Here is a 13,988-nt window from a genome sequence, read left to right as displayed (position 1 = left end):
ATTTTTTTCAGAGGGCGAAAATACAATTATCTATTTAATAATAAAATAGTAAAGTCATATTTTACTTCAAATTTTTAAAGATTTTTATCTTTTTTCTTCTTTTATCGAAAAACGAACTAATTCAATTTTTTTATTACTCGCAGAATGAATAACAATTTCAAAATTTTCAATTTTAATTTTTTCTTCGTTTGTAGGAATTTCATTCGTATAATTTACAATAAAACCACCAAGAGTAGTATAGGAATCTGATTCAGGGATTTGTAAATTATACTTTTCATTTAAAAACTCTACTTCTAATCGGGCAGAAAATAAATACGTGTTTTCTTCAATTAATTCATCAATTAATTCTTCATCTAAATCGTGTTCATCTTCAATTTCGCCAAAAAGTTGTTCGATTATATCTTCAATTGTTATTATGCCTGACGTGCCTCCATATTCATCTAAAACAACGGCTATACTTTTTCTTTTTTTAGTAAGTAAATCTAATGCGTCTTTTATAAATATGGTTTCTGGAACATATTCAACTGGAATCATGATGCTTTTTATAGTCTTAGGCTTTTTAAACAACTCAAAGGAATGCACATAACCTAAAATATCATCAATTGAATTTTGATAAATAATCAATTTTGAATAACCTGTTTTAATAAAAGTGTCTTTTAATTCTGCTATTGAATCAAGAATCTCAGCACCACTAATTTCGGTTCGTGGTGTCATAATGTCTCGAGCTTTTAAATCTGAGAATTCAAGAGCATTTTGAAAAATTTGTATTTCAGAATCAATTTCATTTTCATGTGACACATTGTTCATTTGTTCCGTAATGTAATTTCCTAATTCAACTTTACTAAAATATTCTTGCACTTGATCTCCTGGAGTTTTAAAGAATTTTCTCAGAATAATATCGGAAATCCAAATGATAAATTTGGTTGGCCAAAAGAATAATTGGTAAAAGAAATAAGTAGGAACTGCAAAAAACTTTATAAACGAATTAGCATATATCTGAAAAAATACTTTTGGAAGGAATTCTGCTGTTAGTAAAATGATTGCAGTTGATAGTAAGGTTTGTAATAACAAACCCACGAATGATGTAAATGTAAAATAATTATTTAACCATTCAATTATTAAATCACCTGAGTATATACCATAAATTACCAACACAACATTGTTGCCCACGAGCATTGCCGTAATGAATTGTGAAGGTTTTTCAGTTAATTTATTAAGTATGGAAGCATTAAAGTTTTGTTGTCTTTTTTCAATAGATAAGTATACTTTGTTTGAAGAAACATAAGCAATTTCCATTCCTGAAAAGAATGCCGAAAGCAATAAACAAATTACAATAATGGCAATTTCCATTTAATTATTTTCTGTTTTGATATTTGTTTTGGAAATGCCTTCTAAAAAAGAACATTCCAATTGCAACAACAGCAATAATTATACTTAAAAGTATATCGTTGAATGGTCTTCCTTCAGCATATTTTTTATATGCATCATAAAAAAAGAATCCTGCAAAAATTAAATAGATATATTGAATAAATTTTAAATAAGTCATAGTAATTAATTTTATCAAATGTAGTGAAAACTGAAATGCAAAACAATTATTTATTCAGAAGTGTTTACTTCTCCGCTACTTCTTTGCATATTAAAGATTTTGAAATCTTTGCTAAAATCTACTCCAGGCCCTTCTAGATATCCGCCTGCTTCATCAGTATATTTAAAATGTTTTTCAGTAAAAAACCATTCATTTTTTTGGTCAAAATACAATTGAGAAGTTTCTAGTTTTTTGCCGTTTTGAGAGGTGATTGTTACATTTCCTTGGAGATCAATAATGTCGGTTTTTTTATAAGAAATGGCATAATTTGCAACCACTATAGTTGTATTTCCTTTGTTGTCAAATAAGGTTACGTGGATACCTTTAGGAAATTCAGTAAAAGGATTAGTAATATTGCTGAAATCCAACATTTTTGGGCTTTTTAAAATAGATTTTATTTGTCCAGAGTCGGTATATTTTAAATTTATAGTGTCGGCCTCACCTGTAGGAATAAAACTAGTTTTGCTAAGTTGTTGTACCTTTTTGATGTCGCTTTCACATGAAAAAAACATAGTCACGATAAAAATCGTGACCATGTTTAGAATATTATTTTTAATGAATAGCTTCATCTTACAAGTTTGGAACCACTACACTTTCACCTACCCAACAGTTAAAAGCAATTCTTTGACCTGCTTTATTTTCTTGGAAAATTTCAGTTTTTGAAGGTGCCGCTGCTCTATATTTAGCAGCATCGCTACTTGCTTTTCCTTTCAAAGTTGAATCCACGGCTGCAGCTTTGTCGCAATATTGAGCAGCTAACCAATACATTGCTCTTTTTTCGAATTGAGTATTACCACATTCATTTATACTGCTACCATATAATGATGCGATTAATAAATAAGCCTTTCCGTAAGAAGGTTTAACTTCTAATGCTTTTCTTGCATATGTACGAGCTTGAACTTTGTTAGTTTTGCTGTATAAGCTTGCTATTTTATAATAGATATTTGCTTTTTTAGTATTATCTGTTTGTAAACTAGCTGCTTGGTTAAAATATTCCATCGCTTTAGTTACATTTTTTCTTTGATACTCCACTATACCTAATTTTTCTGCAGCTTCAGCACTTGGATTTAATTTATAAAGCGCTTCAGACATTTTAGAGAACAATGGATCAGAATCACAACCTTTAGCATCTAAACGATTTGTAGCTCTTTTTAACCATTCTTCATTAGTTTTGTTTTGTTCAAATCCTTTTTGGTAAAATGGAATTAACTTCGCACAAGTAGACAATTCTAAAATGATATTGTCCATATCATTTCTAACATTTTCAAAGATTTCAAGATTATTTTCTAATCTAGCTTTTCTAAGGCTTTCTTTTTCAGTTAAGGCTTGTCCAGCTTCTTCTTTGTTTAAAAGACCATCTTTTTCATCAGATAATTCTTTCTCTTCCTCTTCAAGTTTTTTTGTTAAATCGTCGTATTTGTCAAATACCTGTTGTAATTCAACACCTTTATTTGCTTTGTGATTATTTACTAGAATTTCGAAATATACATAGATTGCTTTTGCATATTTGAAATTTGCATAATCGGTTTTAAATGCAACATCTAATAATTGAAATACTTCTTCGTTGTTGCCTACTTTGTTTTCAAACAAAGCAAGTCCTTTTTTCATCTTATTTCCAGCGCCATTGTTAGGGAAATGTTGGTCATGTTCGTCATATAATTTTAATAAATCACGAACATATTTTTCTTTTTCTTGTGCGTTTGCTGCTTTTTCTATTTTCAATTTTATAGCAAATTCACCTTGTGTATAAATACTTTTATGAAAAGAAGGGCAATCTTTTCTTAATGTTGTTAAATAATCGTAAGCCGCAACGTCTTTAGCCTTAACAGATGAAGCCATTAAGCTTAAGGTTTCGGTACAAGCTTCAGTATTTTGAGCTTGAACAAAAAAACTAGCCGCTGCTATAAAAAATAAAGTTAATTTCGTTTTCATTGTTTGGTAATATAATAGGTTAATTAATCTCTCTTTTTCTAAACCATAAATCATTTAAGGATAATCCGATGTTTAGGTTAAAATAATTTTCTTGAATTAGGTTTTGAGTAGTTGTCCCTCTTTTGCCAAATTCAAATCCTAAGTTAATTTTGGATAATCCTACTGGTAAACCTAAACCAAAAGTCATGCCATAATCGTTTATACTTTCATTTCTTAACACTAATCCAGTATTCTCATATCTAAAACCAGCTCTATAAATTACTCTACTAAAGTAATTTGAAAAGGAATCATACTTTGGAATATAATAACCGCCAAGTGCTATTCTAGTTGAGTTTTCAAAACTTGCATTTGCAATTTCTCCAGTACGATTTTTCATTTTGCTGTTCTCTGTAAAAGTAATTTCAGTTCCAATTAACCATTTGTTATTTCTTCCAATACCAGCACCAAAACTATATTTTGTAGGAATAATTAATTTACTATCTGCGACAGGAATATCTTGAGATGGGTTGCTAACTAATTCGGTTCCATTAATGTTGTAAATGATAGTAGCAATATTTCTTTGATTCTTTGAGTTTAATTTAGCTTCTGGGCTAAATGTAAAACTTGAATAAAGATCAAGTTTATTGTCTAGTTTTGTCTTATAAAATAAGCCGGTTGTAAAAGAAACTCCTGTAATGTTTGAAATGTTTTTTTCTCTACTTCTAAGTTGTAAAATTATAGGTGAGTAAATACTTTCTACATAATCTGTTTCGATTTCTCCGAAATTGTAATTAAAGTTTAAGCCGATGCTAAATTTTTTATTTATAGAATAACCTGTGCCAATAAAAAAACGATTGATGTTACCATTTCCGGTAATTCTTTTGTTTCTTTCCGTGTCATCCGAAGTGTCTATTGTTCCGTTGGTATTGGTTTCATTATTTTCTATTTGATAACCAACAGAAGAAAAAGGCATTAGGCCAAAAGTAAAGCCAAGTTTTTTAATTGGTATTCCTACAGCAATGTAGTTTAAACTAGTTCGCTGTGCTTTTTCACTAGTGAAATTTGTTTCTAATTTAGAAAAAGAAGAAGTGGTTCCAACTGCAAAAGTGCTAAATTTTAATTTTGAATAAGAAGCAGGATTAAGTAAATTTAAATGAATACTATCGGCTACAATTCCTAAACCTCCCATAGTTCTAATGTCTTCAGTTCCTTTGAGTCTAATTTCGCCAAGCCCATAATGAGAATAAGGAGATGCTGTATTGTCTTGGCTCCAAGAAACTATTGAAAAAAATATACTAGCAAATACTATAAGTTTTTTAATCATTTTGATGTGTATATATAGATAATAAATTCAAACTTTCTAGCAAGAAATTTGAATTGGCAAATATGGTGTTTTTTAATCTTTTAGCCAAAAAATCTGAGTCTCCACCTGTTAAAATTATTGTTAAATCTTGATTTTTAAGAGAATATTGGGAAATAAAACCTTCAATTTCAAAGATTACGCCATTAATTACACCGCTATGAATGGCATTTTTTGTACTAGTTCCAATAATTTCAAAATCATCATTTAATGTTAGTAACGGTAATTTTGATGTATAATTGTTTAAACTTTTATAACGAATGGAAAGCCCTGGAGAGATAGCTCCGCCCAAATACTCATCATTAGAGTTTACAAAATCATAAGTGATACAAGTTCCCGCATCAATTACTAATCTATTTTGTTTAGGGAATTGTAATGTTGCCCCCGCAGCTAAAACCATCCTGTCAATTCCGAGAGTTTCAGGTGTTGTGTATAAATTTTTGAAAGGGAATTTAGATTTATGTGTAATTATTTCTGTTGAAAACTGACTTTTGATGTAGTTCAAAACAATTTCATCAAGATTTCCAACTGAAGAAAGTATGATTTTATGCAGATTGGAATGTTTTTGAAAAATTTTTTCAATTTTTTTTAAGGCTTCATTTGTTTCAAAAGTGAAAAAATCGATTTGCTTATTGTGTTCAAAGACAGCAACTTTAATTCTTGAATTTCCAACATCGATAGTTAAAAGCATGTTTTTGTTTTTGGAATTGCAAATATACAAATTGATTTTTTTTAATATTTGTTTTGGAAAATATAAAAATGGTTCTATATTTGCACCCGCAATCAACAAGCAGTAACGCTTAAAATTGTAAAGGTACCTTAGCTCAGTTGGTAGAGCAATGGACTGAAAATCCATGTGTCCCTGGTTCGATTCCTGGAGGTACCACAAAAACCACTCTTTAGAGTGGTTTTTTTGTTTTATATTAGTTTGTAAAACAGCTTTATAAAATCATTTCTTCATACGAAAGTACTACTGTGTAGCCTTTGTCTTTAAAATAGTCTTTAGGATTGTCTTTAGAAATTGCCATTACAAAATCGCCTCCCCAAGCGCCTAAACTTTTGATTACACCTTTAAAATCAGGAAAAAGTTTTTCTTGAATTGTTTCAATTTCTAATACATCACTCATAATAACTTCATGTTTTTCCATTTGTTTGGCAAATGCTGCACCTTCTTTACAGTCGATGGCTTCGTAAGTAACGGTGTTAATTTTTGAAATTACTGTATTTACATGATGGTGTTTCGACATATAATTAGCAATCGCCAATTTGCTACTTTGTTTTTGATTCAAGTATACAAAATGAATGTTTTCTTTGAATGAAGGGTTAAAGTGAATCGGCTTAAAATGTGGTTTTTCATTTTCTAAATGATAAACTATGGGCGAATTTGATTTTGCACAAGCAATATCATAGCCACTTCCTCCAAAACTTTTTTGTAATAATTCAAATGCATCAATATCAAGCCAATCGCCAATACTATTTATAAGAGTAGAAGAAGTTCCTAATCCCCAAAGTCTTGGAAATGTCAAGTGAGTTTCAATTTCATAACCTTCTTTTTCTAAAAATGTGGGGTTTTGAATAAAAGCTTGATGTAAAATTTCAATCAAAGTGTTTTTTATAGCGGAATTTTTATCACTATTGATTTTATTTCTTATTTCTTCAAATGAAATTACAGCTTCAAACCAAATACTTTTATCAGCATCAAAACTCGTCCATTTGATTTGATGATTTATGCCTGATTTCACTACTAAACTTTGCCCAAATTTTGTAGGTAAAGCCAATGCTTTCGCACCGTCTAAAACAACGTATTCTCCTGTAATGAGTAATTTTCCGTTACTGTAAAAGGTGAGGGTTTCCATTAACTTCTAATTTTTTCCAAATAATCTACCACTAAACTATGCGAAACGGTTGTGTCTTTGAAATATTCTAAAACTTTTTGTTTTTCTTCTTTGTTAGCATGATGTTGGTTCAAAATATTCATTAAGTGCATTTTCATATGTCCTTGTTGAATTCCAGTTGTCGTAAGCGAACGAAGTGCTGCGAAGTTTTGCGCTAAACCAGCTGCGGCTACAATTTGCATTAATTCTTCTGCCGATGGTTTTCCTAATAATTCCATAGAGAATTTTACTAATGGATGTAATGAAGTCAATCCGCCAACAGTTCCTAGAGCTAACGGAATTTCCATCCAAAAAGTGAAAATATTGTTTTCAATTTTTACATGTGATAAACTCGAATACTGTCCTGATTTACTTGCATATGCATGAATTCCTGCTTCAACAGCTCTAAAGTCGTTTCCAGTTGCTAATACCACAGCGTCAATTCCGTTCATGATGCCTTTGTTGTGTGTTACGGCACGATAAGGTTCAACTTCAGCAATGCGAACTGCGGTTGCAAATTTTTGAGCAAATTCATTTGAGTCGATATTTTTATCATCTGAAAGTTGGTCTATCGGACAAGAAACTTCAACTTTTACAAGGCAATTTGGTACATAATTACTCAAAATACTCATTATAATTTGAATATTTTTTTCTTCCGAAGTAAAATTGGTATAATCTTGAGCTTGATTTTCTAAAGTTTTAGCAAATTGCTCTAAACACGTGTTGATGAAATTCGCACCCATACTATCTTTAGTGTTGAAAGTAGCATGTAGTTGATAGTAATTTGGAATTTCATTGGATTTGTTTCTTAACTCGATGTCCAAAATTCCGCCACCACGCTTTTGCATGTTTTTGGTAATTTCTTGTGTATCTTCAAAGAAAATGGGTTTTATCTTATTAAAAAAAGTAGTTAGTTTCTCTGTGCTTCCATTGAAAAGAAAGTGAACTTGTCCAATTTTTTCGGTATTGATAATTGTAGTTTTAAAACCACCACGTTCGCCCCAAAATTTTGCTGCTTTTGACGCGGCTGCCACAACTGAACTTTCTTCAATTGCCATAGGAACTGTATAGCTTTTTCCGTTAATGGTAAAATTAGGTGCAACACCATAAGGAAGATAAAAATTAGTTAAAGTATTCTCGATGAATTCGTCGTGTAATTTTTGTAAGTTTTCGTCCGAATTCCAATATTTTTTTAAATTGATTTTCGCTTCTTCTGAATCAGAAAAGTAAGTTGAAGTTATCCAATCTATTTTTTCTTCTTTTGAAAGTTTTGAGAAACCTTTTACATTTTGTGTCATAGCAAATCTTAAAATTTAAAACAAAGATACAAAAAGCAAGTTGATAGTTTTTTGTAAATTATTGGTTAAAAATTGCTTTAATTGTAAAAAAATCACTAAAATTGGAGGTTTTTTAAGAACATAAAATTATGAAAAAATACAGTTTAGCAGTATTGCTTTTTGTAGTGAGCTCATTATCAGTTGTAGCTCAACAAAAAATTACTTTAGAAGAAATTTGGGGCGGAGCCTTCAGAACAAAAGGAATGGATGCCTTGAGCGCCATGAAGAACACCAATCAGTACACCGTATTAAATTTTGACAGAGTTACAAGAAGTTATCAAATTGATTTGTATGACTTTGCCACTTTAGAAAAAGTAAGTACACTTTTTGATACTAAAAATCACTCAGAAGTAAAATCTATCGATAGTTATTCATTCGATAAAAATGAAAAAAAGATTTTAATTGCTACTAAATCAAACCCTATTTTCCGTCATTCTTTTACTGCAGAATATTTTATTTATGATATTCCTTCTAAAACGGTTAGTAGTTTTACGGCTAATGCTATTCAAGAACCAACATTTAGTGCTGATGGAACTAAAGTGGCGTATGCTTTTGAAAACAATTTATATGTTCACGATTTATCTTCAGGTGTAAAAATTCAAATTACACAAGACGGACAAAAAAATAAAATTATCAATGGTATTACGGATTGGGTGTATGAAGAAGAATTTGCATTCGTAAAAGCGTATGATTGGAATGTAACAGGAACTAAAATTGCTTACATCAAGTTTGATGAAACGGAAGTTCCAGAATTTTCAATGGATATGTACAACGAAGGATTATATCCAACACAAACCGTTTTTAAATATCCAAAAGCAGGTGAGAAAAACGCAATTGTTTCGTTACATATTTTCGATTTAAAATCGGGAACTACTAAAAAAATCAACTTAGGTGATTACAAAGATTTTTATATTCCTAGAATTAAATGGACAAATGATGCTGCGGTTTTAAGTGTTCAAGTAATGAATCGTCACCAAAATAATTTAGATTTACATTTTGTAGATGCTAATGCAGGAACTACAAAAATTGTTTTAAACGAAAAAGATGCGGCTTATGTTGATGTTACAGATAACTTAACTTTCTTGAAAGATAATAGTTTCATTTGGACATCAGAAAAAGACGGATTCAATCATATTTATCACTACGATAAATCAGGTAAATTAAAAAAACAAATTACCTCTGGAAAATGGGAAGTAACTAATTATTACGGATTCGATGAAAAATCAGGAATGATTTACTATCAATCGGTAGAAAATGGGTCAATCAACAGAGATGTTTATGCAATCAAAGTAGACGGAAAATCAAAAGTGAGATTGACTTCTAAAACGGGAACAAATTCCGCAACTTTTAGTCCTAATTTTCAATTCTTCATCAATACGTATTCAAGTGCAACTTCAGCACCAATGTATACTTTAAATGATTCAAAAACAGGGGCTGTAATTAAAACAATTGTTTCAAACGAAGCAGTTGAGCAAAAATTAGCAAAGTATGATGTAACTCCAAAAGAGTTCTTTGTATTAACTACAGAAAAAGGGCATCAATTAAATGCTTGGATGATTAAACCTAAAGATTTTAACCCAAATAAAAAATATCCTGTATTCATGTTTCAATATTCAGGACCAGGATCTCAACAAGTAGCAAACACTTGGAATGGGACTAATGATTATTGGTTTATGATGTTGGCACAACAAGGTTATATTGTAGCTTGTGTTGACGGAAGAGGAACAGGTTTTAAAGGAGCTGCTTTCAAAAAATGTACGCAAAAAGAATTAGGTAAATATGAAGTAGAAGATCAAATTGATGCTGCTAAAGTTATTGGAAAATATAACTACGTTGATGCTTCAAGAATCGGAATTTTTGGATGGAGTTATGGCGGTTTTATGTCGTCTAACTGTTTGTTCCAAGGAGCTGATGTGTTCAAAATGGCTATCGCAGTAGCCCCAGTAACTTCTTGGAGATATTACGACAGTATCTATACAGAACGTTATATGCAAACCCCACAAGAAAACGCTAGCGGTTATGATAATAACTCACCAATCAATCATGTAAGTAAATTAAAAGGAAACTTCTTATTAATTCACGGAACAGCTGATGATAACGTTCACGTTCAAAATACAATGAAAATGGTTGAAGCGTTAGTTCAAGCGAACAAACAATTTGATTGGGCAATTTATCCTGATAAAAATCACGGAATTTATGGTGGTAAAACGCGCTTACAATTGTACACCAAAATGACAAATTACATCAAAGAAAAACTATAATAAACCAATAAACTAAAACAAATTATATGAGTGAAGCAGTAAAAACAGGTCATCCAAAAGGACTATGGGTTTTATTTGGAACCGAAATGTGGGAGCGTTTCAATTTCTATGGAATGAGAGCCATCCTAACATTGTTCATGGTAAATTCATTATTAATTAAAGAGGCAGATGCTGCAATTATTTACGGTGGATTTTTAGCATTATGTTATTTAACACCATTGTTAGGAGGATTTATTTCGGATAAATATATTGGAAATAGATACAGTATTATGCTTGGAGGAACATTAATGGCAATTGGACAATTCTTATTGTTTATTAGTGCTTCAACTTTTGATTCTAGCCTAGGAAGTGCAAAATTATTCATGTGGATTGCCTTGTTTATTATCATTTTTGGTAACGGATTTTTCAAACCAAACATTTCGTCTATGGTGGGGAGTTTGTATCCAAAACAAGAGAAGAGCAAACTAGACTCAGCATTTACAATTTTCTACATGGGTATTAACATCGGAGCTTTTTTAGGACAATTTATTTGTCCATGGGTTGGAGATGTTAAAGACGAAGTAACTGGAGTTAGAGATATTTTCGCCTTTAAATGGGGATTCTTAGCGGCTTCTATTGCTATGATTATTGGAACAATAACTTTCTTTTTATTAAAAAATAAATATGTTGTTACTCCAGAAGGAAGACCAATTGGGGGTTTACCTAAACATAATGGAGCAGAGGATTTTGAAGAAGGTGAAACACAAACGGCTAAATTTTCAGGTACTGCAATTGGTACTGCAATCGGAATTTTTGCAGCTTTATTCTTTGTGTTTAGATATTTATTAGTGGGTGAATTTGGCTTTTCAGATGTTGCCATGGGACAATTAATAAAAGGAATTATTTACCCTTTTATTTATTCTGCTGGTATTTCTTTAGCTTACTTAATTATGAGTTCAGCTGAAAACAAAGTAGAAAGACAAAGAATTTGGGTAATCTACATTGTTTCGTTCTTTATTATCTTTTTCTGGGCTGCGTTTGAGCAAGCGGGTTCTTCGTTAACCTTTATTGCGGATAATCAAACAGATAGAAGTATCTTTGGTTGGAACATGCCACCTTCAATGGTGCAAATTTTTAATGGTATTTTCGTTGTAATGTTGGCATTACCATTCAGTTTACTTTGGGATAAACTAAGAGCAAATGGAAAAGAACCCGTTTCGCCTTTAAAACAAGCAATGGGATTGGCTTTAATTGCGCTAAGTTATTTCATCATCGCACACAATGTTAAAGATTTAGGCAACTCAGGGTTGTTAGCTATCAAATGGTTAATGTTGCTATACTTAATCCAAACAATGGGTGAATTATGTTTGTCTCCAATCGGATTATCATTGGTTGGTAAATTAGCACCTAAACGTTTTGCTTCTTTATTGTATGGTGTTTTCTTTATCTCAAATGCTGCAGGTTATGCTTTAGCGGGATCTTTAGGAGCAATTTTACCTGCAACAGGTGACAAACATATGATTGCGCAAGAACAAGGCATTAACTTGCAAGAAGTTTTAGACAAAAAACATGATCCTTCAAGTAAAGAATTATTTATTTTAGCTCAATATAATATAGCGGATGTTGATAAAGAAATATTAGATGCTAACAAAATTAAATTAGAAGATATTATTGCTCAAAATAATAAAAAAATCAGTGAAATAAAGAAAGCAGATAAAACTGCAAAAATTTTACCAAGTGATTTAGTATATCCTTCAGATGCAGATTTACAAAAATTGAAATCGAAAAAAATTATAACAATTGAACATAAAACTTTTGCAGGTTTTCAAATTCGAAACTTATATGAATTTTTCATGGTATTCGTTGTTTTATGTGGAATTGCAGCAGTTATTTTAGCAGTTTTATCACCAAGATTGAAAAAAATGATGAACGGTATTACCTAATTGTCAATAAAAATATTTTTTATATCTTTCAAACCTACAAGAAACCCTTGTAGGTTTGTTTTTTTAATACAATAAATTATGTGGAAAAGTCATCCTAAGGCATTGCCTTACTTGTTTTTATCTGAAATGTGGGAACGTTTTGGTTACTATTTAATGATTGGTATTTTTACCTTATATCTTAAAGATGTTGAAGCCGGATTCGCTATGACCGAGAAAGAAGCTTCCGATTTATACGGAACTTTTATTGCTTTGGTCTTCTTAACTCCTTTTATAGGTGGTTTAGTTGCCGACAGATATTGGGGCTATAAAAAATCTATCATCATTGGAGGAATTATGATGGGAGCGGGTTATTTCATGATGGGAATTCATGATATAACTATGTTGTATATAGCAATGACATTAGTTATCGTGGGTAACGGTTTCTTCAAACCAAATATTTCAACACTTTTAGGTAATTTCTATACCGAAGATAAATACAAAGACAAAAAAGACGAAGGTTACAACATTTTCTATATGGGAATTAACGTTGGGGCTTTCATTTGTAATTTTTTTGGTGCTGCATTACAAATTCTATTAGGTTGGCAATATGCTTTTATGGCAGCTGGAGTTGGAATGTTTATTGGCGTTATCGTTTTCATTTTAGGAACGAAACACTACGGAGATAAGACGGAGAAAAAAGGAGTGCAACCAGGCGATATGCCGTTCTGGAAAATTGTGATGTTTATCTTAGTACCATCAGCTGTTTTTGGAGTTATTGGTTGGTTAATTAAAGGAATAACAACTGAAGCAAATCCAAACGGATATATTTTTGGTTCTGACAGTACGGATGCCTTTATTTTCGCTTGTATTCCAGTGATTTTCTTCTATGGAAGTTTATACTTTAAAGCCAAAACCGAAGACAAAAGACCAATTGGAGCTTTACTAACGATTTTTGCAGTAGTAATTTTATTCTGGGGTGTTTTCAAATTGAATGGCTCTGCATTAAACACTTGGGCAGACCGTTACACCGATAGAGAAATTACAGGAACAACTCAAACGGTTTTCAATGGTTTAAAATTAGCCAAAGAAGTGGAATACAAAAAAGATACAGTAGAATTATACGATTCTAGTTTCCGTATTCAAAAAGTAAATGGAGAAGTTCAAAAAACAGTGGATTATCCGGTTTATTTTAGAAACGTAGCGAAAGATAAATTACCAGAAGAAGGTTCAAAAGTTTCGCTTTGGGCAACCAATTTAAGTCAGTCGATTAATCCGGGTTGGGTAATTATTTTAACGCCGTTAGTGGTAGCATTCTTCACCTTCTTAAGAAGCAGAAAGAAAGAACCATCAACTCCAACAAAAATAGCTTTCGGATTATTAATTTCAGCTTTATCGGTTTTAGTTATGATTGCTGCTGTAAATATGGGTGCTAATGGTTCTGAAAAAGTGAGCGTTTGGTGGTTAGTTGCAAATTATGGAGTTATCACCATTGGAGAATTATTCTTAAGCCCAATGGGATTATCAGTGGTTTCTAAATTAAGTCCTACTAATATTACTTCATTAATGATGGGAGGTTGGTTTTTATCAACATCTATTGGAAATAAATTGAGTGGTGTGTTAGCAAGTATGTGGGATACTTATGATAACAAGCAAGATTTCTTTTGGATTAACTTTGGATTATTGATGTTTGCCACTATGTTGATGTTTATTTTATTGAAACAATTGAATAAAGTAATGCAAGAAAAAGGAATTCACTAAG

At 31.2% G+C, this 13,988-nt stretch carries 11 protein-coding genes and 1 tRNA gene; 4 read left to right on the top strand and 8 right to left on the bottom strand.

Annotation, left to right across the window (positions count from 1 at the left end; genetic code table 11):
- Positions 1 to 84: 84 nt before the first annotated feature.
- From V7P59_RS04220 to V7P59_RS04195, 6 genes are read right to left on the bottom strand one after another with little or no spacing between them, the layout of a single operon-like run.
- Positions 85 to 1,350, bottom strand: coding sequence for a hemolysin family protein (locus tag V7P59_RS04220; RefSeq protein WP_333808917.1), 1,266 nt, complete (start codon positions 1,348 to 1,350; stop codon positions 85 to 87).
- Between the two features lie 4 nt (positions 1,351 to 1,354).
- Positions 1,355 to 1,546, bottom strand: coding sequence for a hypothetical protein (locus V7P59_RS04215; RefSeq protein ID WP_333808916.1), 192 nt, complete (start codon positions 1,544 to 1,546; stop codon positions 1,355 to 1,357).
- 50 nt (positions 1,547 to 1,596) lie between these two features.
- Entirely contained in the window at positions 1,597 to 2,154 is a 558-nt protein-coding gene (gene lptC, locus V7P59_RS04210) for an LPS export ABC transporter periplasmic protein LptC (RefSeq protein WP_333808915.1), read from the bottom strand.
- Between the two features lies 1 nt (position 2,155).
- Positions 2,156 to 3,517 (bottom strand): tetratricopeptide repeat protein, encoded by a 1,362-nt coding sequence (locus V7P59_RS04205; RefSeq protein ID WP_333808914.1) that lies wholly within the window; start codon positions 3,515 to 3,517, stop codon positions 2,156 to 2,158.
- Between the two features lie 19 nt (positions 3,518 to 3,536).
- A complete protein-coding gene (locus V7P59_RS04200; RefSeq protein WP_333808913.1) occupies positions 3,537 to 4,820 on the bottom strand; it encodes a hypothetical protein in 1,284 nt (427 codons plus the stop codon).
- Positions 4,813 to 5,547 (bottom strand): type III pantothenate kinase, encoded by a 735-nt coding sequence (locus V7P59_RS04195; RefSeq protein ID WP_333808912.1) that lies wholly within the window; start codon positions 5,545 to 5,547, stop codon positions 4,813 to 4,815. Before V7P59_RS04195 ends, V7P59_RS04200 begins: the two co-directional genes overlap by 8 nt.
- A gap of 122 nt (positions 5,548 to 5,669) precedes the next feature.
- Between V7P59_RS04195 and V7P59_RS04190 the strand changes: the two genes are divergently transcribed.
- Positions 5,670 to 5,742: transfer RNA gene (locus V7P59_RS04190), tRNA-Phe, on the top strand.
- Positions 5,743 to 5,797: 55 nt separating this feature from the next.
- Here V7P59_RS04190 and V7P59_RS04185 read toward each other — a convergent pair.
- Together V7P59_RS04185 and V7P59_RS04180 are read right to left on the bottom strand one after the other, a co-directional pair.
- Positions 5,798 to 6,712: a GYDIA family GHMP kinase gene (locus V7P59_RS04185; protein WP_333808911.1), complete on the bottom strand. Its 915-nt coding sequence runs from the start codon at positions 6,710 to 6,712 to the stop codon at positions 5,798 to 5,800.
- On the bottom strand, positions 6,712 to 8,028 hold the full coding sequence (locus V7P59_RS04180) for a hydroxymethylglutaryl-CoA reductase, degradative (protein WP_333808910.1): 1,317 nt from the start codon (positions 8,026 to 8,028) through the stop codon (positions 6,712 to 6,714). Before V7P59_RS04180 ends, V7P59_RS04185 begins: the two co-directional genes overlap by 1 nt.
- Before the next feature lie 128 nt (positions 8,029 to 8,156).
- Between V7P59_RS04180 and V7P59_RS04175 the strand changes: the two genes are divergently transcribed.
- From V7P59_RS04175 to V7P59_RS04165, 3 genes are all read left to right on the top strand, one after another.
- Complete coding sequence (locus V7P59_RS04175) at positions 8,157 to 10,328, top strand: S9 family peptidase (protein WP_333808909.1); 2,172 nt, start codon at positions 8,157 to 8,159, stop codon at positions 10,326 to 10,328.
- A gap of 26 nt (positions 10,329 to 10,354) precedes the next feature.
- Positions 10,355 to 12,250 (top strand): peptide MFS transporter, encoded by a 1,896-nt coding sequence (locus V7P59_RS04170; RefSeq protein WP_333808908.1) that lies wholly within the window; start codon positions 10,355 to 10,357, stop codon positions 12,248 to 12,250.
- 78 nt (positions 12,251 to 12,328) lie between these two features.
- Entirely contained in the window at positions 12,329 to 13,987 is a 1,659-nt protein-coding gene (locus V7P59_RS04165; RefSeq protein WP_333808907.1) for a peptide MFS transporter, read from the top strand.
- Position 13,988: the final 1 nt, after the last annotated feature.

The sequence above is a fragment of the Flavobacterium sp. genome (genome assembly GCF_036782315.1).
In the GTDB taxonomy this organism is placed as follows: domain Bacteria; phylum Bacteroidota; class Bacteroidia; order Flavobacteriales; family Flavobacteriaceae; genus Flavobacterium.
Note: the sequence above shows the minus strand (reverse complement) of the source record. Positions and strands in the feature narration are given on the sequence as shown.